Source organism: Parasphingorhabdus sp. (assembly GCF_965233695.1).
Taxonomy (GTDB): domain Bacteria; phylum Pseudomonadota; class Alphaproteobacteria; order Sphingomonadales; family Sphingomonadaceae; genus Parasphingorhabdus.
This window is the reverse complement of the sequence record NZ_OZ247497.1, coordinates 1,249,057-1,271,337: the sequence shown is the minus strand read 5'-3', so window position 1 is coordinate 1,271,337 and position 22,281 is coordinate 1,249,057. Positions and strand designations below refer to the sequence as shown.

General features: G+C 52.0%; 17 protein-coding genes and 1 tRNA gene. 8 read left to right on the top strand and 10 right to left on the bottom strand.

The genetic code is table 11. The features are described from left to right. Positions 1–8 precede the first annotated feature (8 nt). Both ACO6S1_RS05965 and ACO6S1_RS05960 read right to left on the bottom strand, forming a co-directional pair. The gene (locus ACO6S1_RS05965; RefSeq protein ID WP_422345405.1) at positions 9–2,372 is read right to left on the bottom strand and encodes an ABC transporter permease; all 2,364 of its coding nucleotides are present in this window, start codon (positions 2,370–2,372) and stop codon (positions 9–11) included. Positions 2,373–2,379: 7 nt separating this feature from the next. After that, the gene (locus tag ACO6S1_RS05960) at positions 2,380–3,108 is read right to left on the bottom strand and encodes an ABC transporter ATP-binding protein (protein ID WP_422345404.1); all 729 of its coding nucleotides are present in this window, start codon (positions 3,106–3,108) and stop codon (positions 2,380–2,382) included. A gap of 520 nt (positions 3,109–3,628) precedes the next feature. Here ACO6S1_RS05960 and ACO6S1_RS05955 point away from each other — a divergent pair. Beyond that, on the top strand, positions 3,629–3,820 hold the full coding sequence (locus ACO6S1_RS05955) for a helix-turn-helix transcriptional regulator (protein ID WP_422345403.1): 192 nt from the start codon (positions 3,629–3,631) through the stop codon (positions 3,818–3,820). Positions 3,821–4,092: 272 nt separating this feature from the next. Here the strand turns inward: ACO6S1_RS05955 and ACO6S1_RS05950 are convergent, their stop codons facing one another. Then, positions 4,093–4,362, bottom strand: a complete 270-nt coding sequence (locus tag ACO6S1_RS05950) for a hypothetical protein (protein WP_422345402.1) — start codon at positions 4,360–4,362, stop codon at positions 4,093–4,095. A 247-nt stretch (positions 4,363–4,609) separates the two neighbouring features. On the opposite strand from ACO6S1_RS05950, the gene ACO6S1_RS05945 reads away from it, so the two are divergent. From ACO6S1_RS05945 to ACO6S1_RS05930, 4 genes are all read left to right on the top strand, one after another. Further along, entirely contained in the window at positions 4,610–4,978 is a 369-nt protein-coding gene (locus tag ACO6S1_RS05945) for a hypothetical protein (RefSeq protein ID WP_422345401.1), read from the top strand. A 188-nt stretch (positions 4,979–5,166) separates the two neighbouring features. Further along, complete coding sequence (locus ACO6S1_RS05940; protein WP_422345400.1) at positions 5,167–6,792, top strand: type IV secretion system DNA-binding domain-containing protein; 1,626 nt, start codon at positions 5,167–5,169, stop codon at positions 6,790–6,792. Next, positions 6,792–9,551 (top strand): MobF family relaxase, encoded by a 2,760-nt coding sequence (gene mobF / locus ACO6S1_RS05935; RefSeq protein ID WP_422345399.1) that lies wholly within the window; start codon positions 6,792–6,794, stop codon positions 9,549–9,551. Before ACO6S1_RS05940 ends, mobF begins: the two co-directional genes overlap by 1 nt. 224 nt (positions 9,552–9,775) lie before the next feature. After that, complete coding sequence (locus tag ACO6S1_RS05930; RefSeq protein ID WP_422345398.1) at positions 9,776–10,675, top strand: ArdC family protein; 900 nt, start codon at positions 9,776–9,778, stop codon at positions 10,673–10,675. A gap of 34 nt (positions 10,676–10,709) precedes the next feature. On the opposite strand, the gene ACO6S1_RS05925 is transcribed toward ACO6S1_RS05930, so the two are convergent. The 4 genes from ACO6S1_RS05925 to ACO6S1_RS05910 are packed head-to-tail and all read right to left on the bottom strand — an operon-like array spanning position 10,710 to position 17,844. After that, positions 10,710–11,909, bottom strand: coding sequence for a GIY-YIG nuclease family protein (locus ACO6S1_RS05925; protein WP_422345397.1), 1,200 nt, complete (start codon positions 11,907–11,909; stop codon positions 10,710–10,712). Next, complete coding sequence (locus ACO6S1_RS05920) at positions 11,902–13,968, bottom strand: DEAD/DEAH box helicase (protein ID WP_422345396.1); 2,067 nt, start codon at positions 13,966–13,968, stop codon at positions 11,902–11,904. The genes ACO6S1_RS05925 and ACO6S1_RS05920 overlap by 8 nt, the downstream gene beginning before the upstream one ends. A gap of 37 nt (positions 13,969–14,005) precedes the next feature. After that, entirely contained in the window at positions 14,006–15,100 is a 1,095-nt protein-coding gene (locus tag ACO6S1_RS05915; protein ID WP_422345395.1) for a hypothetical protein, read from the bottom strand. Between the two features lie 2 nt (positions 15,101–15,102). After that, positions 15,103–17,844: a class I SAM-dependent DNA methyltransferase gene (locus ACO6S1_RS05910; RefSeq protein ID WP_422345394.1), complete on the bottom strand. Its 2,742-nt coding sequence runs from the start codon at positions 17,842–17,844 to the stop codon at positions 15,103–15,105. Between the two features lie 305 nt (positions 17,845–18,149). On the opposite strand from ACO6S1_RS05910, the gene ACO6S1_RS05905 reads away from it, so the two are divergent. Both ACO6S1_RS05905 and ACO6S1_RS05900 read left to right on the top strand, forming a co-directional pair. After that, positions 18,150–18,374, top strand: a complete 225-nt coding sequence (locus tag ACO6S1_RS05905; RefSeq protein ID WP_422345393.1) for a hypothetical protein — start codon at positions 18,150–18,152, stop codon at positions 18,372–18,374. After that, complete coding sequence (locus tag ACO6S1_RS05900) at positions 18,371–18,649, top strand: hypothetical protein (protein ID WP_422345392.1); 279 nt, start codon at positions 18,371–18,373, stop codon at positions 18,647–18,649. Before ACO6S1_RS05905 ends, ACO6S1_RS05900 begins: the two co-directional genes overlap by 4 nt. 103 nt (positions 18,650–18,752) lie before the next feature. On the opposite strand, the gene ACO6S1_RS05895 is transcribed toward ACO6S1_RS05900, so the two are convergent. Both ACO6S1_RS05895 and ACO6S1_RS05890 read right to left on the bottom strand, forming a co-directional pair. Next, positions 18,753–19,958, bottom strand: a complete 1,206-nt coding sequence (locus tag ACO6S1_RS05895) for a tyrosine-type recombinase/integrase (RefSeq protein WP_422345391.1) — start codon at positions 19,956–19,958, stop codon at positions 18,753–18,755. A gap of 174 nt (positions 19,959–20,132) precedes the next feature. Beyond that, positions 20,133–20,219 (bottom strand) — tRNA-Leu (locus ACO6S1_RS05890). Positions 20,220–20,428: 209 nt separating this feature from the next. On the opposite strand from ACO6S1_RS05890, the gene ACO6S1_RS05885 reads away from it, so the two are divergent. Beyond that, complete coding sequence (locus ACO6S1_RS05885) at positions 20,429–21,391, top strand: complex I NDUFA9 subunit family protein (RefSeq protein WP_422345390.1); 963 nt, start codon at positions 20,429–20,431, stop codon at positions 21,389–21,391. A gap of 12 nt (positions 21,392–21,403) precedes the next feature. On the opposite strand, the gene ACO6S1_RS05880 is transcribed toward ACO6S1_RS05885, so the two are convergent. Then, positions 21,404–22,198, bottom strand: coding sequence for an undecaprenyl-diphosphate phosphatase (locus ACO6S1_RS05880; RefSeq protein WP_422345389.1), 795 nt, complete (start codon positions 22,196–22,198; stop codon positions 21,404–21,406). Between the last annotated feature and the right edge of the window lie 83 nt (positions 22,199–22,281).

Genomic DNA, 22,281 nt, shown 5'->3' with positions numbered 1-22,281 from the left:
CTCTTCTTCTATTCTTTGGTTTTGAGGGCGGATATGAGTTCTGTCCGGTCAACATCGCGTTTGACCAGCCAGCCTGATGCCAGTGACGCCGCGAGCACGGCGACTGCGGCCATGCCGAAATCGCTGCGCCCGTAATTGCCCGGAATCTGGTATAAATCACTGCTAAACCCGGCGGCGATTCCAAAGGTCAGGAAATATCCGAGCAAAGCACCAAGCGGCAACGCGACCAGCGTGACGATGGCAATCTCTCCAAGCAGAACGAAAGCAGCTTCGCCCTTGGTAAAGCCGATGACCCGCAGGCTGGCCAGATCGCGCTGGCGTTCAGCTTGGGCAATGCGCGCGCTGTTATAGACGATGCCAAAGGTGATGATAAACGCGATGACCGCCATTACATAGCGCATCGCTCCCGCGCCCCCGTCCATCAGCTTCTGAAATGAAACACGCGCGTCCTCTTTCAAGCTGACCCCGGCGACCGAGCGCATATTTTTCAGCTTTGTATAAATTTCATCGCTGCGGTCAGAATCGATGCGCAAATAAGCACCGGAAACCCGGCCTGGTTCTCGCATCGCGCGGTTAAGCGCTTCGATATTCATGTATGCGGGCGACCCCAACAGACTGTCGGTCACGCCGACAACCGGAATTTGCAATATAGGCTGCCGCCCCTCGCGCACTTCAACGGTAAGCATATCGCCGGGATTTATCTCCAATATGGCCGCCAGCGACGTCGCCAGCACCACGCCTTCTTGCGGCATGGCGATGGTCTTTGCATCTTTATCAATAGCGCGGTTGAGCCGTGGATTGGTGACCAGCCCGTTGATCGCGCCGCGATTGGTCTTGAGGCCATTACGCAGCACAGCAGGGACGATCCGCACCGGTTCGACCTCGATTACACCCGGCATCCGTTGCAATTCCAATATCGTTTTGTCCGAACGAGGATCAGTAAAGCTGACCGTAACGTCGCTCCGGTCAATCACTCCAAAGGCAAGATCAATGGTCGCATTAAAGCCCGACATGACCGAAATCATCGCGCCGGAGAGCGCCATACCCGCCGCAATACCGGCCATGGCCCCTAGCATTCGGCCCGGCTGGCGGGTCACGCGCCGCACCACCATGCGGCTGGACTGGTCAAGCAGGCGGTTGATAGCCTGACCGAAATTAGCCGATTTACTGTAATCATCAGGCGCGGGTGCGCGCATCGCCACTGCCGGGGTGAGCGCGAAAACCTGACGCAATACAAATAGCCCGCCCACCGATGCAGACAGTACGCTAATCAAAATACCTGCAATGAAAGAGCCGGGGCTGAGCTGGAAAATCAGGAACGGGAATTTGAAATATTGGAGATAAAGATTGGCCATGCCATTGCCAGCAAGGATGCCAAACAGACATCCCGCCAAAGCGCCGCCTGCGGCTATAATGATGACCAGTTTGAAATAATGCAGACCGACTTCGTTGTTGGTATAGCCAAAAGCCTTCATCAGGCCGATCTGTTCGCGCTCCGCCTGCACCAGACGCGAAATGACAATGTAGAGCAGGAAGGCCGCAACCGCGAGAAAAATGGGCGGAACACCGGTGCTCATCCCGCGCAGGCCATTGATTTCTTCGGTCACAAATTTGTTCGAAACATGATCTTCCAGCCCATAGGCATTCTGCCCGCCATAGGGGGCGAGTACGCGATCAACCGCAGCGAGCACCGCCGGTTCGCTTGCGCCCCGCGCCAACGAAAGCAGCGCCTCGTTAAATGCGCCTTCCATGTCATAGGCTGCCTCGGCCGTATTGCGGTTCATCCAGATAACCGCAAAACGGGCATCGTCCGGGGCCAGTTCGCCGGGGGCTGTTATCGTGAGAAACTCCGGCGACTGGGCAAGGCCAGCAACCCGAAAATCGCGTCTTGCGCCGCGTATTGTGATCCGCAAATTATCGCCCGGCTTGATGTTGTAGGCGGTGGCAAAGCCCTTGAGCAACAGGATTTCATCGGGCTTGTTGCCGTCGAGCTTGCGTCCGTCGGTCAGATAAATATCATTGAGTTTGGGCGAACCGAAATCGGGGAGCGAGACCGCTTTTGCCTGAATCGGCAGGTCAATGCCTTCCAGATCGACCAGCGCAGCCCCGGTGACGCGGCCTTCCGCTGACGCCACGCCGGGAAGATCGGACAGGCTTGTCATGACGCGCTCAGGCGCGCGCGCGACCGGCGCAAACACATCGGCCAGCCGGTAGCGTTCGTAATAAGTTTCCCGCGTTTGATCGAGCGAGGAAACCAGACCGGTCATCATCACCAGCATCAATACGCCAACGGCAATTACCGCGCCGATGGCAACGGCCTGTCCCTTGATCTGCCAAAGGTCGCGGAGCAATTTGCGGTCGAGAGGCGTCATATCACGCTCACCACTCGATATCCTCGGGATCGATACGGGTTTTATTTTCGGTCACATCGCGCACATCGCCATCGGCAAAATTGATCACCCTATGCGCCATTTCGGCAGTGGCGGCGGCGTGGGTCACCATCAGGATGGTAGAGCCAAGTGTATCGTTGACGTTTTTGAGAACCTTGAGCACGGCCCGTCCGGTGCTGCTGTCGAGCGCGCCCGTGGGTTCATCGCAAAACAATACCTTGGGCTGCTTGGCAACCGCGCGCGCAATCGCCACGCGCTGCTGTTCACCGCCGGAAAGCTGGGCCGGAAAATGGTCTGTGCGTTCACGCAGGCCGACCAGCGCCAGCGCTTCATCCGGGTCCATTGGATCATCGGCGATTTCGGTAACCAGTTCGACATTTTCGCGCGCGGTCAGGCTCGGCATCAGATTATAAAATTGGAACACGAACCCGACATTTTCGCGGCGATACTGGGTCAGTTCGGCATCTTCCATTTCGGTGAGAAGCTGATCCTGAAACCACGCCTCGCCATCGGTTGCGCGGTCCAGCCCGCCAATGATATTGAGCAAGGTCGATTTGCCGCTGCCCGAGGGACCGAGCAGCACAATAATCTCCCCCGACGGGATTTCCAGATCAACACCGCGCAAGGCATGAACCGCCGCCGTTCCTTCGCCATAGACTTTGGTGAGTCCGGCGGTGCGATAGGCAATTGCTGGTTTTGAAGACGCGGGATTATTCATGAGAGCGGGGAATCCTGTCAGGGGTTCCGCATGTATAACTTATATTCAGTGATGTTCAACTATTCAGTAGTAATTGAAATCTGTTTGATTGCTTCCCGAAATGCACGAGCATCGCGCGAAGTGACGATTAATCCAAAAATCAGAAATTGCGCACTCCAGATTGAGTCGCGACTCGCAATCGCAAATTCCAGCATCCGGCCTATTTCCCATGCGAATAGATGTTTTTTGATCAAGGCAAGCGAACAAAGCAGAAAATTTTTTTATAGTCCCATGCTGTGCGTAATAGTCCGAGGTGATCTCGTTGGGTGACTGCAACGCTTTTTGTTCCACATTTGTTCTTTCCTACAGGTGCGGTTTCTGCATATCAATCCTATTGTCAAAAGGGCCAGTGCGCCCGGACAGGTACAATTGGAAAACAGTGATGGCATTTCATGGACCCATCAGGTTTTCGCAAAACTAAGTCCTGCTAAAGGCAATATTGATCCTTTTGACACTCCAGCAACCCCCCAAGGAGTGCACTATGATTGAAGCAGAATTACTCACCTGTCAGGACGTCATGCGCCTGACCAGCATCAGGAGCCGAACAACCGTCTGGCGGCGCGTCCGCAAGGGCGATTTCCCTTCCCCGATTGACATTGGCAACGGACGCATTCGTTGGCGCACCAGCGACATTACCGACTGGATCGAGGCGCGGCCCGAGCGCCGTTACTAGTTTTCCCCGCCTCAGCCCAAACACTGAATTTAAGCAGGAAATGACCTATGTTTGACTATATCAAAAAGAATGTTTTTGCCCGTTGCAAAAGCGAAAAAATCGCCGCCGAAGTACAACCGCTCGTCGATAGATTGGTCCAAAATAATGCCCAGGGCGAAAGCTATCGCCGGACCATTTCGCATTGGCTAAATTTTGCCAACCCCGTTGACACTATATATTCCGGCAACCGCAACAGACTATTTGTGGAAGGTCCAAGAAGGAGAGTGGGCCAGTTACGTTTTCCAACCGGAGGAATATTTACCGTAGACGGTTACATGGCCCATCTCAATCCGGTCGAGACTTTGTTCCTTGAACGGAGAATAAAGCGCGCCATTGAAACCGCGCTCAGGGAATTCAAACAAAGCTATGATCTGAAATCCCATCCCGGCCAGATTCAGACCATCAGTAACAACAAGCATGCCGACCACTTCATCAACCTTTGGCTTGAACGTACAACCCTTCGAGCGATGATTTCCGAAGAGCAAATAGGAGAGCCAAATCATGGCATTAACCCCCGGGAGCAGGAGCTTCTCCGATGACCGGTGGACGATATTTTCTGGATAAGAATAATGCCCGCGATACTTTGTATCGGAGCAGCAATTTAGATACACACCTCACGCACGGGTGCATGCTGGTTTTCTGCGGGTCCTGGAGCGCGCTATCCGCGCGCTCTTTGCATTTCCTTCATAAGATTGGCTGTTTTCCGGGATTTATAGAGCGCGCTCATAGCGCGCTCGCATGGCGGTTTTCATGAGCGCGGTAAAATTGACTATCCGGCTCAATTCATCGCAGTTCCGGACCTTAAACAGCCTGGCCGAACAGCGTCAAATTCCCCGCTACCGGATGCTCAGGCGGATCATCAACAGCGGCTTTTCATCGACAGTGGGAGGCGCGAGTGTCCAATCAGACATTCACGAAATAGCGAACGAAATTGCAGAATATTCTGCACGCTTGGCAGAGATGGATCGGGTCTTAGACCGCACGCTTTTCACAGCCTGTGCGGCCTATTCCTATGCCCGTAATTCAGCGCTCGGAATGAAGCGCGATGACAAGAAAATTGCAGCTGAAGCTCTGGCTGCCTTCAAGCGGCAGCGCGCAATCGCGGAGGACGGATCATGAGCCTTCAAAACACGCCCCAGAATCTTTTTCATGCCCTGTTTCGGCAGAATATCGAATACCGAAGAAGCCGTTTTAAATTTTCATTTGGGATCATTGCGTTTACAACAATCGTCTCCGCTTTCCTTCTACCCAATCAGCTTATGAGCAACGATGCGCGAGTAGTTGCATTCCAATATTGGGGGGCGTCAATGAAGGTTTGGATAGCTGACGCCAACGCTGAAAAGATGATTTCTAAAGTCAAATGGCAAGGGGAAGAGTATGACATCCCCTCGGTGGTCTTTGTGAATGATGCAGAGCTGCGTGAACCCGCTGACGCCTACTTGCGATGGACCCTAGCGGGTTCATTGCTCGGATTGCTTCTAGGGTTTTTTGTCAACTGGCTGATAGGCCATTTTATCCGTCAAAAGGGCGAGGCCAGTTTCGGGGATAGGACCATCGGTGGCACCCAGATTGTCAGTGAGAAAGCGCTGGTCGATCTCGCTTCCGAAGAGGCCAGCTTGCAATCGTTGGAAATTGGTAAAGTACCCGTTCCGGACCGCTGCGAGACGCGACATTTCGCTATGATCGGGACCACCGGTAGCGGCAAGACAACGGTCTTGCGCCAGATGCTGGACCGGATCGAGAAGCGCGGCGATGCAGCACTAGTTTATGATACCAGCGGCGAGTTTATCGCGCATTACTACAATCCAGCGCGCGGCGACATCATTCTCAATCCGTTCGATGCCCGATGTGCCTATTGGTCGCCATTCGATGAGATTTCCCACCCCGCAGATGCAGACCGCATCGCGCATCAGCTTGTCTCCGAAACCGGCAGCTATGACGATGATGTCTGGCTGGAAACAAGTCGCATCTTGGTTGCCAATATGCTGCGCGCCTTATGGCGCGAGGGCAATTGCAGCCTCGAAGCCTTGTTCGATGCCTTGCAGGTAAAAAGCAAAGAAGAACTCAAACATTGGTTGGGCCATACATCATCGGCGCGGACCTTTGCCGATGATGCCGACCGAGCAACGGGCAGCGTCCTCTTCATGCTCGCTAAGGCCGCGAACCTGATTCAGTTTTTGCGCGCCGACAATACCGGTGGAACACCCTTTGCATTTCGCAATTTCATTCATAATCTTGATAAGCACACTGGCCCAAAGCCGTGGATATTTGTGCCACGCAAAGAGGATTATTTTGAAGCGGCGAAACCCTTGATGGCTTGCTGGCTTGAATGTGCGGCAAGCGCGGTATTGGGATTATCGCCATCCCCCGACCGACGCATCTGGTTTATCCTCGACGAGCTGGCAGATTTACCGAAAGTGGAAAATCTTGCACGTCTCTTACCCGAGGGCCGCAAGTTTGGCGCAGCGATCATGCTGACCTTTCAGGCGCTTGGACAAATGCAGCATCGCTACGGACCAAATATCGCAGAATCCATGCTCGCTTGCTGCAATACAAAGCTGTTTTTGCAAACGGTCGATCAGGAAACCCGCGTTTGGGCGAGCAACACTATTGGCGAATGCGAGATTGAAATGCGCACGACAACCGATATGCTTTCGCTATCCGGAGAAAAGCCCCGGACTTCACTTACGACAACCCGCCATTTGCGCCCTGCCGTCCTCGAAAGCGAACTGCGCCTTGGAAAGTATCAAGGCTATTTGCTTTTGCCCGATGGCTATCCGGTGGCGAAAATTGCATTGACCAATAGCCATATTATTACGCGAGGCGATCCAAACCAGCGCCCCTTTGTGGCGGGTGAAGTTGTGCAGACATTGTGGAATCGGACATCAGAAGCAGACGATAACCAACCGCCCTTGCCAGCCGGGATGGTCTGATGGTCGCTTCGGTCTCAGCGCTTTCAAGTGCGGGGCAAGCCGCCAGCTATTATGAGGCCGATGATTATTATGCCGAAGGCGGGTTAGCGCCGTCCGAATGGCAGGGCGAAGGCGCACAGGCGCTTGGCCTTTCCGGAGATGTAGACCGCGAACAGTTCAAGGAATTGCTCGAAGGCAAGGTTGCTGGCGAGCAGCTTGGAACCATGCGCGATGGTAAGTTGGAACACCGCCCCGGATGGGATGTCACTTTGAGCGCGCCTAAATCGGTGTCGATTATGGCCGAGGTGGCTGGCGACAGGCGGCTCATTAATGCGCATAGCGAAGCGGTCAAAACCGCTTTGGGTTTTGTCGAAAAGCATATGGCCGCAACGCGCGTTCGTGAAGACAGCATTGTCACTCGCGAGGCCACCGGCAATCTCGCCATTGCGTCTTTCCAGCACGGTACAAGCCGTGCGCAAGACCCGCAGCTTCACACACATAATGTGATCTTGAACGCCACGCAGGACAGGCAAGGCAATTGGCGCAGTCTGGAACCGCGCGCCATCTATCAGCTGCAAATGCAGATTGGCGCGGTGTATCGGCAGGAGTTGGCATTAAAAATTCGCGAGCTGGGTTATCAAATTGAAACCAGCAAAGAATCGATGTTTGAGATCAAAGGCGTCTCGAAAGATGTGATCAATGCCTTTAGCGCGCGTAGCGCTGCTATCGAAGATCGATTGGCAGAGCGCGGCAAGACGCGGGAGCAGGCCAGCGCCGCCGAGAAGCAGATCGCCGCGCTTGATACGCGGGATGCAAAAAGTGGCATTGATCATGTGAAGCTGGTCAAGGATTGGCGCGATACCGCAGACGCAGCGGGCTTTGGCCTCAAAAAGCGGATGAATATGGTGGAAGGCGCTAAAGCACAGGCCGCGAACAGCGCGGCGTCCGAAAGCATTGCAGCTAAGGGCCAGATCATGGCCGAACGGGCTGTCGCACGTGCCATCCAGAATTTGAGCGAACGCAAATCCGTTTTTGCGGAGAGCAGCTTGGAAGAGACAGCGGGAAGATTTGGATTGGGGCAAGTCAGCCATGCCCAGATCCAAAGCGCGATTGCAGATGCTGCAAATGCGGGTGATTTGTTGCCGCGACAATTCGAGGATAAACGCGGCGCGGAATTTTCCGGCTTTACCACCCGCGAAAATCTCGACATCGAACAGCGCATGTTGCGGCAGGAGAATTTGGGTCGCGGCATGATGACCGCGATTGCATCACCGGTTGTCGCAGCGAAAGCAGTTGCCAGTGCAGCAGCGGACGCGCAAAAAATTGGATTGCCCTGGAATAAGGATCAGCGGTCATCAACCGCGCAGTTATTGGTGAGCCGCAACCGTATTACCGCCCTGCAAGGTTATGCCGGAACCGCCAAGACAACCACTGTATTGGCAACCTATGCGAAAGAGGCAGAAGCGCGGGGATATAGTGTGACGGCTTTAGCCCCCACAGCATCGGCGGCGATGACGCTCGGAAACGCGCTTGAAACGCGAGCCGACACGGTGGCGCGGCATTTTCTAGCGCCCGATGGCAGCGGCAGTGGAAAATCCGTGTGGATAGTCGATGAAGCATCGCTGCTGTCATCACGCGATACCGCCAAGCTGTTTGATATGGCCGAAAAGCAGGATGCGCGGGTGCTTCTGGTTGGCGATATCAAACAACTAGGATCGGTGGAAGCAGGAGCCGCTTTCGCGCAGCTTCAAAAAGCAGGCATTGAAACCGCCAAGCTGGGCGAGATATTGCGCCAGACCAATAGCGCCGCCAAGGAGGCTGTTTTGGCTTCGATTGAAGGCGACGCCAGAAAGGCGCTGGCTGCGATCAATGGTGGTGGTGGCAGGATTGTTGAAACTGCGGAACGCGAGGATCGCTTTGCCGCTATCGCCAAAGCCTATGCTGGATTGGACAAGGCCGAGCAAAGCAAATCCTTGATTGTCGAACCATCGCGTGAAGGTCGGGACACGCTGACCGATGAAATCCGCAAACAGCTTGCGAAATCCGGCGTGCTCACCGGCTCTGCCATTGAGGCGCAGAGCCTTGTCAACAAAGGGCTGACTCGCGTGGAAGCGCGCGATTTTGCTAGCTATTCCAAGGGTGACGTCATTCGCTTCACCAAGGATTATGCGCACAAGGGCGTATCGCGCGGTGAAAGCTACTGTGTCGCAAAAATCGACCCGGCCAAGGCGGCGATAGCGCTCAAATCCGAAGACGGACGCGATATCGACTGGCGACTGCGACAATGGGGCACGGGCAAGTCACAGGCTTTTGCTACCCAAACAATGGAACTCAAAACCGGTGACCGCATCATGTTCACCCGCAATGATCGTGAACTTGACCGCATCAATGGTCAGCGCGTTGAGGTCAAAGCCATTGATCAAGAGGCCAGGACGGCGGTCATCAAAACCACAAATGGCAAAACCCAGACGCTCGCGCTCGACAACAGCCGTGATTCTCATATTCGTCATGCCTATGTCGAAACGGCTTTTGCTGCGCAGGGTCGTACCGCCGATCATGTCATGGTCCATGCGGACAGCAAAGCCACCAACCTTATCGACCAAAAGTCCTTTTATGTTGCCATATCCCGCGCCAAGCATTCGGTCGCGATCTATACCAATGACGAAGCGAAGCTGGTTTCTGCATTAAATGAACGGGCTGGGAATGTGCAGACCGCGATTGCCGACAAGAGTATGGACAGCGCCAAGACCAGCAAGTCGGCAGGGGCTGGATTGGGATAGGATTAGGGCAATCGGATAACGTTTTTGAGTGTCGGTTTCCTAGTGCCTTTGCTCGAATTTGCCGCTTCAGATGGCCGGCTCTGCCAGCGGTTCAACCCTCTGCCCGCTCCGTTCGCTTGCGCTCCCGTGTGGACGGTTTCGTCTGCGTTTTACTCCGACTGATCCGCTGTCATGGCCACCGGCCAATTTCCTCGCGTCTTCAATCAAAGGCGAAGGAAAACAGAATGACACGCAAGAAAAAACAACATCTTGATATCTATCAATCCATCACCAACCAGATCATCGCCGCCATCGAAGTTGGCACGAGCGAAGCCCAAATGCCCTGGCATCGCAGCGGTTTTACTCAAACCCGCCCGGTCAATATCTCCAGCACCAAGCCTTATCAGGGGATCAACATACTCTCCCTGTGGGCCGCTGCGATGAGTGGTAATTACGAACACGGACTTTGGGGAACCTACCGTCAGTGGCAGGAAGCAGGCGCACAGGTCCGCAAGGGTGAGAAATCGTCGTTCATCGTCTTCTACAAGCAGTTTGAAAATGACGAGACAGAGAATAACGAAAATCAATCCGAGCGGCGATTGTTCATGGCAAGAGCATCGCGTGTCTTCAACGTCGCACAGGTTGATGGGTATGAATTGCCCGACCAACCCGAACCAACCGAAAATCTTGTAAACCGAATCGCTTCCGTCGAAGAATTTATCGCCAGGACCGGCGCAATCATAAAAGAGGGCGGTGAACAGGCCTGTTACAATCCAGCCACCGACCAGATAACCATGCCCGACCAGCATCGGTTTTTTGATACCAATACTGGCAGCGCGACCGAGCATTATCACTCGGTCCTACTGCACGAACTGATCCACTGGACCGGAGCCAAGCATCGACTTAACCGGACGTTTGGCAAACGCTTTGGCGATCATGCCTATGCTATCGAAGAACTGACCGCTGAACTGGGGGCAGCATTCTTATGCGCCGATCTCGAGATCAGTGCATCACCGCGTGAGGATCATGCTTGCTATATCAACAATTGGCTGTCCGCGATGAAAGCTGATGCGAAGGCTGTGTTTGCGGCAGCCAGTGCGGCGAGCAAGGCGACGGAATATCTAAATACGAAAGGGCCGGGATAGTCGGATTATTTTGACGAAAAGTTCAAAGCCAAATCTAGGAAGTCTCTTTGAGAGAGGCACTTTCAGGGTCATATCTATAGTTCGAAATGGTTTTGTCTCGTACTTTACCAACGACTTCGTCAATCACAGTCAGAGGCACAAGAAACCATTCGCGCGGCTTTACTCGGTTTCCAAATCGATCTTCAATTGTGAAATCTAGCTGTGCCCCTGAAAAAAACCTGTGCAGCAATTTTTCCAACTTGTTTCGATTGATGTTGTATAACGTATAGGTTGCGACAATTTCGACGTCTGAGAGCAGATAGGTCGCATCTTTTTTTGCGCCGGAGATTCGGCTTTCAACCTTTCCCCCGGTTACACCAATTTTATGGATAAGTTCGCGGTTTTCCGAGATCATTGAATGATCCGATTTGCTACGCAGCACATAAATTGTGCCGCTTTCCGTATCATCGTCATTGGCTTCCGACTTGAACAGAGGACCAGCCTCTGGCTCGGTAATTCTGCGTCCGGCTTCATCTTTATAAAGCGCCCGTTGCAATGAGCGACGGAGTAGATTGCTTTCCGTCCCGTTCGAATAGATGACTCGCAACCGAGCGTCATATTCGCCATTCGGCGCCTTGATGATTTCGCCGACATCCGCGACATAGGCAACTTGACCGCCCAATATGAAAAACTGGCCTTTTACGATATCTGATTTCAAAAATCCGGCATCCTTGACGAACTTTCGTGTCAGCCGGGTTCCGCTATCCAAGTCGCTCTTAACTTGTTCAAACAAATGCTGGAATTTGTCGAAATCAGCGCACTTTTCTCGGTTGGCAATTTCTTCAGCCGCTCGTCTTTCTTCGCGTGATTGGACATGCCGCAATTGGGTAATATCTTCTTCGTCGCTGCTTTCGACACCAAGTTCCGATAGCAAGCTATCATCATCTAAATCTTCAGGGGCTGTGTGACTGGCCCATGCTTCAGCATCAAGTAATCCCAGTTCATCCATGTCAGCCAGCAATTCTCGACACTCTTCCAGTTCGCGCAGCCGATCTAGCCGCACCGCATATATTCGCTCGAATATATCGCGTTCCTCTCCATGTTGCGGTGCACGGCCATATTCGTCATGGAATTTCAATATGTCCTCAAAGCCTGCAATTATCCTTTCTTCGCGCGGCGTGTAAGTTCGCGCCTTCTTTTGCTCAACTTCAACGCCAAGTTCAGCCAGCAATTCATCATCGGAAAGATCAACCATTGGTGGATTTCTCGCGATAACGGGCAAACGCCGCGACACCTTCGGCCAGTCGTTTTTCCCAAGCATCTTGGGAATTTATGTCGGGCAAACGTCCGCGCTGCTTCTTGAAAATCAAAGCACGTTCAGCAAGATCGCGAGCTTCATCGGGAGAGATGCTGACTTTTTTGGCGGCGATAACCGACGCGACCTGCTTGAGCGTACCCTCACTCATCGACTTGGCCAGAACAGCATAAGCCGCTTCAAACGGGTTGATGCTGTCGATGAGATCAATGTCGAGATCGCGAACATCCATCGCAAATTTGCGAACACCATCGATCAGTGCTGTGTTGGCCTTCGCATCATCGCCTTCCTGGGCATCGCCACTCGCAAGTTCTTTCGCTTTTTGTGTCAGGTTAAGCGCGGCAACAGCATGCTGGCGGACTGCTTCCTGATCTTCATCGCTGAGTTCAGGGTAGCGGTCGCGGACGATCTTGCCCATCTTCAGTTGTGTCAATTCTTCCGGAACGGTTTCTTCATCAAACATGCCGCGTTCAAGCGCAGTCTTATCCTGCACAAAGGCAGTAATAACCTCGTTCAAATCTTCGGTGCAAATCCGACTCGCTTCTTCGCTTTTTGGCTCGACAAGACCGTTGATCTCGAAGTGAAACTGACCGCGCTCTTCATGGAAGCCGACATTGGTTTGCCCCTCAACATAGCCACCTTCGCCATAATCATAGCCTTCCTGCGCACCAGCATTTTTGGGCGTGAAGTTAAAACGCGGGGCCAGAACCTGTTCCATCAATAGGCTGGCCGCAATGGCTTTCAGCGTATCATTGATCGCATCGACCACCGCCTCTTCCGAAGCATCCGGCTCCGCGATGAGGTTGGTAAAGCTAGCGACTTCTTTTCCCTTGGCATCGCGGGTAGCGCGGCCAATTATCTGGATGATTTCAGTGAGACTAGAGCGGTAGCCCACGGTGAGCGCGTGTTCACACCAAATCCAGTCGAAACCTTCTTTGGCCATGCCCAGAGCGATGATGATATCCACATGATCGCGATTATTCCGCTGTGATGAGTCTTTCAGTGCCGCCGACACCCGGTCCCGCTTGACTGGATCATCATCCACCAAATCGGCTATCTTGATTGTCCGCCCATCCGGCAATTCGATCAGATGGAAACCCGTTTTTGGATCAGCACCCTTCCAAGTGCCCAGCGCATCCATGATATGCTCGACTTCCTTGATCTTTTCCTTAGTGCTTTCGCGGCTGTTGACCGAGGGAATATGAACGATAGTCTTGCGCGCCGGGTCGAGCACGTTTTCAATCGCGCTCAGATATTGGCCGGTGTAGAAAAAATAGCCAATGTTGAGCGTTTTCAGATAATCATACCCGTTGAGTTGCTCATAATATGTGTAAGTTACGGTATCGAATTTCGCTTCATCTTTCGGAGCCATTACAGCTTCGGCATCCCCGCGAAAATAGCTGCCGGTCATCGCGACCATATGAACTTTGTCGCGCCCGATAAACTCACCAAGCTGACTACCCAGCCGATTATCGGGATTAGAGCTGACATGATGGAATTCATCAACCGCGATCAAACGCCCATCAAATGCCTCAACGCCCATTTCATCGGTGGCAAAGCGGAAGGTCGCATGGGTACAGACTAGCACCTTGTCATCGCTGGCAAGAAACTCGCCAACGGCTTTTACCTTGGACTTGGCAACACGCGGTTCGTCTATTCCGGGCGCGTTGCACAGATTCCATTGCGGCTTTACTTCCCAATCGGACCAGAAGCCAAAGTCGCTGAGAGGTTCATTGCCAAAACTCGCCCCAATGGTTTTTTCCGGCACCACAATAATGACTTGCTTGCAATTTTGGTTGGCAAGCTTGTCGAGCGCAATGAACATCAGAGCGCGAGATTTGCCGGATGCAGGCGGCGATTTAATTAGCAGATATTGTTCGCCTCGCTTCGCATAGGCCCGCTCCTGCATTGGACGCATACCCATTTCGTTCGACTTGTTAGAAACGCCGGTATGAGCCGTTTGAAAAGTGACTGCTGGGATTGGCTTTGCGGTGGTCATCCTAGCCCCATCTTTAGAAAATATACGTTTCGGTGCATCAGTACACTCCCCATTCACGGCCGCTTTTCAGCTTAAAATCCCCGTCTATTTTTTTACTAGCGGCAATAGCCTTTTGTTTCTCCTGCTTGTTCAATATTCGAAGTGTAAACCTCTCTGGCGAGCGTCGTTCGAAATGCAAACATCTGTCGTCATAAGCTTGGGGCCCCCCATCACCTGGGATTGGAAGTGTCAATTTATCCATATTGTTGTTGCTGAAAGAAAGCGTACAATGTCGAAAGCCTTCAGACTGATACTCAATCCATAAATCTTTGAGATGGGTATCTGGAGTAACATCGAGAGCCGCGACTCCAAAAAAAACCCGTGACATCCTCTTGAGCATTATCTGGTTGCCGGGCAAATTTACGCCTCGGTTTTTGGTGACGTTCTTTTCTTGAATCCAGAATCTGCGACACGCCCGAAGCTGAGTAAGGTTTTCAAGAGACAAACCGCCGTTAACTTCGCTTTCTGGCATAACATCGTCTTCTGTGATTGCAGGACGACTTAAATTCTCAGAGGAATCGTAAATTTTTTGGTATTCGCGTAACATTTGGCCTGTAAGGATATCAGACTCCTGCCAAAGCTTGCCATACCAACCAGAAAATTGACTTACCGCACGTAAAGCAGTCTTGTTCTTGGTATTGCCTTTTCGTTTGCTTCGGAGAACGAGGCCCGCTTCATGACCTCGTGAAAGGCCTGAATAAGAAAGATTGCCAGATCCAACAACTACTGAGCGCTTGAGCTTTCCATCGAACAAGAAAACTTTGGGATGAAATGGTTTAAGCGGATTGCACTTTCTTTTTAGACTATTTTGCCCGTCCACTATTCTTATCCGCCGAGAGTCTAGTTCTAATATTTTAGCCAGAGCTGCTGGGTCAGTCCTAAGGTAGTCGAAAGAAGTGATCCATCGCATTCGCTGTGGTATTAGGGTTCCTATATTATCGGATGACAGTGCCTTGAGAAACGGCTTCAATCCAGAAGAAGTGATGTACGCCACAGCGACATCGACTTTTACATTTTCGTCAGAACCCAAACTCTGCTTAATTTGTTCTAACGTCGAGGTTTTCGTTGGCTGAAGAATCGCTTCTATCTGCATGTTTATTGCTCCAAACCTTGGCTGTAGAATTCAAAGAGTTTACTTAGTCGTTCGGTGTCGTTCCGAAATTTTCTACCGGCATAAATTCGCTCAATAGCCTCATCATTTTTTTCATGCGCCCTGATGAGATTGTCAGGCATTCGATCGGGGTCATACAATTCGGCAATTGTTGCAGGATAATGCTGCTCTCGTGCTAATAAAATAGCTCGTGCTGTATCCTCCAAATCCTCTAGATTTTGAGCGGTGAGATTCGGGATTGGAAACGTATTCCAGCCAATAGTATTCGAATATCTAAAATCAGACTTCAGTTTGCCGCAAACCGCACCAATCCAAACAAGGTGAAGGCGAGAGGCGATTATGGCAAAATTCCACATCGGTGCGTCGTATATTGCGAAAGCACTATCAGCCACAACTGTATCGCTGGAATCCAAATCTATTGGCAGATATCGCCTCCGTTCTGAACTGACTCTCGGTATAATAAAGCTATGCTGCTTTGCTACGCCTTGAATTTGGACAAATCGATGCGGCTTTTGTGCAAAAGACTGTGTCGAAGCAGCACGACTTTGCGACCTTTCAGCTGCTACCGCGTCAAATCGGCTAGCCAGAGGTGGAATTCTTGATGCCTGTTCACCTTTACCACTAGCCCAAATACAGTATCGAACTTTTCCTCGGATCATGTCTTCGGAACCAGTAAATCGTCTAATAAATGCCCTTGCTTCAGGGTGGGTTTGCAAAATCTCTGCTCGTTGGCCTGCATTCAGTATTAGGTGGCCACCATCACGAGGCATATTCCCAAACAGCATTTCTCCTCGATCATCGTCTGGTTTTCTTCGTTTTTCGATAAAGACTGACGGTGAATCAACAAGATATGGACTTATGTTCGCCACATCCTTTTTTACTGTTTCTCCATTGTCGCCGGCAGAAAATAGACTCGCAGTACCTTTCCCTGAGGATGATATCCCGACAATTACGACGATAACTCCCGCGTTATGGCTGGCAAGATTGGACCATTTAAATGAAGTGTGAGCAAAAAAAATTCTCTGTCCTAGCCGAAATATTTCCTTCCAAAGAATAGGAACTTGTTGGCCTTGGCAGATTGAGTTTGTTGACACGAGAGCGGTCGAAGTATCGGTTTGAATGGCATATTGAGCGGCTTTAGCGAACCATGCGGTAACGTAGTCAAGGGACTTCCAATCAGCTGAAGTTTCGCTAAATACGACCTCCAAATCAGATTTTTGTTCATTCGATTGCCACTTGCTCCCCAAATATGGTGGGTTTCCGCAAATGTAAGTTTCTCCGCCCTCATTCTCGAAATCGATCTCGCTCTGATCTAACGGAGTTTCAAACAGATCATCGCCTGTAACTTTTACACCTGTTCCAGTTGGGGGGCAGATATTGAGCCAATCCAACCGTAGTGCGTTGCCACAAGTAATCCAGTTCTCCGCATTTAGCGGAAGAAACTCAGCCAACGCCTCTTGCTGTCCGCGATAGGTTACATCGCATTGATATTCAGCGATGATCAGAGCCAGTCGAGCAATTTCAGCGGGGAAGTCACGTATCTCAATCCCGCGAAAATTGGTTAGCGGAATTTCGCTGCGTTGCTCCGGCTCGCCACGTTTCTCATTGATATCCGCTTCAATGGAACGCATTTCTTTATAGGCGATTACCAGAAAATTGCCCGATCCGCAGGCTGGATCGAACACCCGGATTTTCGCCATACGATGGCGCAGATTGAGCAGCTTGCGGGCATTGTCTCCTGCCGCTTCCAGTTGCGCGCGCAAATCGTCGAGGAAGAGCGGGTTAAGAACCTTCAGGATATTGGGCACACTGGTATAGTGCATTCCCAGCGCGCCGCGCTCCTCATCATCCGCGACTGCCTGTATCATGCTTCCGAAAATATCCGGATTGATCTTTGTCCAGTCGAGGCCGCCAATGTGGAGCAGATAGGATCGCGCAATCCTGCTAAAACGGGGTGCATCGGTATTGCCGGAAAATAGCTCGCCATTTACATAAGGGAAAGCATCAGTCCAGCGCGGGATGTTTGCAGAGGCACGTTCGGCCAGCTTGGTGTCCATCGCGCGAAATATTTCGCCAATCACCTCATGGGTGTTAGATGCATTGCGCTCGCTCATCTGATCGACCGTTGCAGTGAACAGCCCATCGCCATTAAAAATATCGGTATCCTCGGCAAAGAAGCAGAAGATCAACCGCGCCATAAAATGGTTCATGTCCGGACGACGCTCGGCAACGGCCCAGTCAGGATTATCCTTCAGCAGTTCGACATACAGACGATTGAGGCGGCTCGTCGCACGAATGTCGAACGAGCTTTCCCGGATTTGCTTGACTGTAGTGATGCCAGCGAGCGGCAGGAAAAAACCGAAATGGTCCGGGAATTTTACATATTCGCAGGCGATGGTTTCGCCGCTGGTCAGGTCTTCGGCCTGCAACGTCTCGCCGTCGGTTGCTAGAATAAACTTGGCTTTGGCGGCAGTCGTTTTGAGGCTTTCCCGCAGAGCGGCTAATGTTTGGTCAACCGCTTCCACATCACACGTCGCGATATGGATATGATTGCGCTGCAACACGCCATGTTCGATATCGCTGCTGTTACTGTTGCCGCTGCGCAGCCGCTTGATCGTAGTCGCCTTGTTGCCAAATGCCGCGAGAAAAGCGAACGGGAACTCACCCGCGTCAAACGGCGCTAGGGCAAGTTCCGATACTGCTTCTTCGATTTCAACGGCATTCATGCGCCAATTTATTCCTCATCAAACAATACAGCGCAAGGTCATGCGATTACCTCGCAATAGTTAGCAATCCAATGTGGATTTTCTGAACGATGGAGCGAGTATATTCTTGTTATAGCTTATCGAGTAACTTTCAAATCTTTTCGGCTCGTTTTCAAGCACCCTTCACTGACCGGACGCGAACAGCCATCAATGCCCGGCCCGCGCCGGTTCTCTGCGTTCACCCGTGTTGGGCATGACGCCCGTCCTTTTTCGTCCGGTCTTTTGGTTCAGTGCAACGAGCCAATCAGACAAGAAAGGAAATTCTCATGGCAAATGCATCAACATCAATAACCAGCGAACCCAAGGTTCCAGACTTCCATGCCTGGCATGTCAGCAACAAAGGCGAGAAAGGTTTTTGGACCAAAGTCGGAGCCGCTTGGCCGCACCGTGATGGCAACGGGCTTTCGATCCAGTTGGATATTCTTCCGATCAACGGCCGAATTGTTCTTCGCAAGCCTTTGGAACCATCCGAACAGGGAGCGGGCGCGTGAGCGCCCGCCACATCCTGCTCTGGCAGGACATTCGCATCATGATCGTTCACAAGCCGGAATATTTTACCGGGACAGATCATCTTGAAATCACCAGCGAAGGGTCAGTCCCGCTTCCGATAACCGAGACCGGCTACCGGTCACATTTCATGCCATCCGGCACATTGGAAAACCAAAGAGATGCATTGGCGTTCGTTTCAGAATGGCTGGACGAAGCCAGTCAGTCGAAACAATGGCAGAAGCATCTCGCTGACACTCGACAAATGAGCCTGTTCTAACTCTCGCAATTTCATTAGATTATCTGACCGGAATGCAGCGAAACTGCATTTCGGCCAGCTTTTTCAATATTGCGCCTGCATGATGCAGCCGAATTTTATTCGGTCACAGCTTTGGATTTTCGCCTGCGCGCAGGGCATCCAGATAGTCGCTCCACCATTGCGCCATCCTGACCCGTTCATCCCAATAGTTGCCGCGATTATAGACGCCACGCACCGCATTGCTGTCACCATGCGCCAGAGCACGTTCAATCGCATCGGGGTGCCATTTACCACTTTCATTGAGAAATGTTGAAGCGGTTGAACGCAGGCCATGCGCGGTTATTTCTTCTTTGCCAAATCCCATCCGCCGAAACGCGACGTTCACTGTGTTTTCGCTCATCGGACGGGCGGATGCATATAATGACGGGAAGATATAACCGTCGCCGCCCATCTTTGCCTTGTAATGCTCAAGATATTCCAGGACTTGGCGCGACAGTGGCACCGCATGGGTGCGCCGCGCCTTCATCTTGCCCGCCGGGATGGTCCAGACTTTCTTGTCCCAATCGATTTCTTTCCATTCGCCGTGCCGCAGTTCGCCGGGGCGGACGAACACATGGGGCGCAACGCGCAACGCTGCTTTGGTGATTGGACTGCATTCGAAATTCTCAATGGCGCGCAGCAGTTCACCTAGTTTTTCAGGCTCCAATATCGCCGCATAGTGCCGCGCCTTTGGCGACACCAATGCACCTTGCAAGATCGCAGTTGGATCGCTTTGACAGCGTCCAGTGGCAGCGCCATAGCGAAAAACTCTGCTGGCAAAGGATTTACACTTTTTCGCAGATTCCAAATTGCCGCGCGCTTCCATCTTCTTGAGCGGGGCCAACATCATTTGCGGATCAACATCGGCAATCGGCATGTCGCCGATGGCAGGTTTCAGAAGATCGAGAAACCAGCGTGCTTTTCGCAAAGTCGCCTCAGCGCGACCTGCGCGCACCATATTATCTTCAATATATTCGAGTGCTACCGATTCAAAAGTATGCTCCGACCCTTGTTTTTCCAACGACTTTTCGCGCATCCGCTCCGCCATCGGATCAGTGCCTTCCAATATTTGAAGGCGCGCTGTTTCACACAGCCGACGTGCATTGGCCAAGCCAACATCCGGAAAAGGCCCCAAAGACAACTTTTTCTCTTTTCCCCGGAAACGGTACTTCAAATACCAAAGCCTTGATCCATTTGGTTTTATTAAAAGGTACAAACCCCGCCCATCGGCCTTTTTATAGGCTTTCGCCTTCGGCTTAAACGACCGGATTTCTGCGATATTTAGTGGCATTTGGGGGCCTCACTTTTCACGAAAATAGGGAAAAAGCGATAGAGCCCCCAATGAGGCCCCCAATTCGTGCGAAATAAGGCGAAACATAGCTAAACTCCAATGAACGTCATCAGAGATAATATGGCAGATTACTGCGGTTTATGCAACGATTTGGGATTTTCTGAAAAGAACAAATGGTGCCCAGAAGAGGACTCGAACCTCCACATCCTTGCGAATACTAGCACCTGAAGCTAGCGCGTCTACCAATTCCGCCATCTGGGCTAACCGACTAAATCTCGGTGTAGATGCGGGCGCTTAGCGTCTAGCGGGCAATATTGTCAATGATTCATCTTAAGCCCGCCATAATCTCATCTCCGGCTACGCAAACCGGGAGAAAATATGTTATAGATAAAGTGGAATCGGATATTGCACGCGGCCTGCCAGTCGGGCACAAGCGCGGCAAAATAGCATCCTTTGATTGCAATTTAGAGATGGACAGAAAGACTATGGCGCTCGACGGACAATTGATTTGCATTTTTGGCGGCGGCGGTTTTCTGGGTCGCTATATATCCCAGCAACTCTTGTCGCGTGGCGCACGGGTGCGGGTGGCAGAACGCAATCCCAAAAATGCCATGCACATCAAGCCGCTTGGCAATCTGGGGCAGACGCAGTTTGCCAGCGCAGATGTGACAAAGAAGGATAGCGTTGTTCGCGCTGTTCGTGGTTGTGACGCGGTCATTAATCTGGTCGGCATATTGGACGGTGATTTTGAAACGGTGCATGTCACGGGTGCACGCAATGTAGCGGAAGCCTCCACCGAAGCCGGGTGCGGTGCGCTGATCCAGATGTCCGCTATTGGCGCTGATACTGATTCTCCATCTCGCTATGGGCGAAGCAAGGGAGAAGCCGAAGAGGCCGTGCTGACTGTATTTCCCAATGCTGTAATCATGCGCCCGTCCATTGTTTTTGGCCGCGAGGATCAGTTTATCAACCGCTTTGCTGGCATGATCCGGATGATGCCGATCGTGCCCATTATTGGTGGCGGAACAAAATTCCAACCGGTCTTTGTCGGTGACGTCGCTAAGGCCGTGGCCAAAGCGCTGGAAAATCCCGGACAATATGCAGGCCAGACTTTCGAACTGGGAGGACCGGAAGTGATCAGCATGGGTGATCTTAATCGCCGGATTGCGAAGATGACAAAGCGGGATCGCGCCTTTTTCGAGATTCCCGATTTTGCGGCTAGGTTATTGGCCACTTGCACAGGCTTTTTACCCGGTGCCCCGATTACTTCTGATCAATATAAGATGCTGCAAAAGGATAATGTTGTGGCCGAGGGGCAGGCAGGCCTGGATGCTTTCAATATCACACCAACCCCCTTGGCGACGGTCGCACGCGGATGGATGCAGAAATATACCACACACGGGCGCTTCGGCGCGCGCGCCAAAGCTGGTTAGATCAAGAAGCCGCTAAAACCAGATCAGCAGAGCCACGCCCATTGCCACGCGGTAGAGCACAAAAACCATCATCGATGCTTTGCGCAGGAACTGCATTAAGAAGGCCATTGTTGCCAAGGCTGCAAGAAATGTAAGTGCGCCGGTGATCAACGCTTCTCGCAGCAAATCCCCACTGGCATCCATCAAATCTGGAACGATCAATATGCCGGCACCGGCGACCGCCGGGATGGATAGAAGGAAAGAAAAACGGGCTGATTCAACCCGGCTATAACCCAGAAAACGCGCTGCGGTCATAGTAACACCGGATCGGCTGGTACCCGGGATGAGCGCGAGTGCCTGGGCTAGGCCGACGATCAAACCGTCTTTCAACGTCATGTCCTCAAACGACTTCACCTGTCGCCCAACGCGGTCGGCAATACCCAACAACACGCCATAAATGATAAGATTAATCCCCACTAAAGTGGTGCTGCGAAAGCCTTCAAGATAGCCGCCGGTTTTCAGGAAAAGCCCAACGATAACCGCAGGAATGGTGCCGATGATGATCCACCACAGCAAGCGCCGCTCGGCATCCGCCTTGCCTATGCCGATGGTCGCAAATCCCCCTTTTCCAAGAGAAATTACATCCTTGAAGAAATAGGTGATGATGGCCAGCAATGAGCCAACATGTACCGCGATGTCGATCATTGGACCCTGATCGGCATAGCCCGTAAAAACGGGAAGCAGTATCAGATGCCCAGATGAGGAAATTGGCAAAAATTCGGTCACGCCTTGCACGACGGCGAGGAGCAGCATTTGAATAAATGTCATGATGGGACCCGGATCGACTGAAGGAGAGGCACTTATAGAAGCAGCTTCCCAGTTTGTCGTCGTCGAATTTAGGTCCGATATGA

Coding starts and splice junctions, on each gene's coding strand:
- ACO6S1_RS05965 (WP_422345405.1), bottom strand. CDS start 2,372: ATGACGCCTCTCGACCGCAAATTGCTCCGCGACCTTTGGCAGATCAAG.
- ACO6S1_RS05960 (WP_422345404.1), bottom strand. CDS start 3,108: ATGAATAATCCCGCGTCTTCAAAACCAGCAATTGCCTATCGCACCGCC.
- ACO6S1_RS05955 (WP_422345403.1), top strand. CDS start 3,629: ATGATTGAAGCAGAATTACTCACCTGTCAGGACGTCATGCGCCTGACC.
- ACO6S1_RS05950 (WP_422345402.1), bottom strand. CDS start 4,362: ATGATTTGGCTCTCCTATTTGCTCTTCGGAAATCATCGCTCGAAGGGT.
- ACO6S1_RS05945 (WP_422345401.1), top strand. CDS start 4,610: ATGAGCGCGGTAAAATTGACTATCCGGCTCAATTCATCGCAGTTCCGG.
- ACO6S1_RS05940 (WP_422345400.1), top strand. CDS start 5,167: ATGAAGGTTTGGATAGCTGACGCCAACGCTGAAAAGATGATTTCTAAA.
- mobF (WP_422345399.1), top strand. CDS start 6,792: ATGGTCGCTTCGGTCTCAGCGCTTTCAAGTGCGGGGCAAGCCGCCAGC.
- ACO6S1_RS05930 (WP_422345398.1), top strand. CDS start 9,776: ATGACACGCAAGAAAAAACAACATCTTGATATCTATCAATCCATCACC.
- ACO6S1_RS05925 (WP_422345397.1), bottom strand. CDS start 11,909: ATGGTTGATCTTTCCGATGATGAATTGCTGGCTGAACTTGGCGTTGAA.
- ACO6S1_RS05920 (WP_422345396.1), bottom strand. CDS start 13,968: ATGACCACCGCAAAGCCAATCCCAGCAGTCACTTTTCAAACGGCTCAT.
- ACO6S1_RS05915 (WP_422345395.1), bottom strand. CDS start 15,100: ATGCAGATAGAAGCGATTCTTCAGCCAACGAAAACCTCGACGTTAGAA.
- ACO6S1_RS05910 (WP_422345394.1), bottom strand. CDS start 17,844: ATGAATGCCGTTGAAATCGAAGAAGCAGTATCGGAACTTGCCCTAGCG.
- ACO6S1_RS05905 (WP_422345393.1), top strand. CDS start 18,150: ATGGCAAATGCATCAACATCAATAACCAGCGAACCCAAGGTTCCAGAC.
- ACO6S1_RS05895 (WP_422345391.1), bottom strand. CDS start 19,958: ATGCCACTAAATATCGCAGAAATCCGGTCGTTTAAGCCGAAGGCGAAA.
- ACO6S1_RS05885 (WP_422345390.1), top strand. CDS start 20,429: ATGGACAGAAAGACTATGGCGCTCGACGGACAATTGATTTGCATTTTT.
- ACO6S1_RS05880 (WP_422345389.1), bottom strand. CDS start 22,198: ATGACATTTATTCAAATGCTGCTCCTCGCCGTCGTGCAAGGCGTGACC.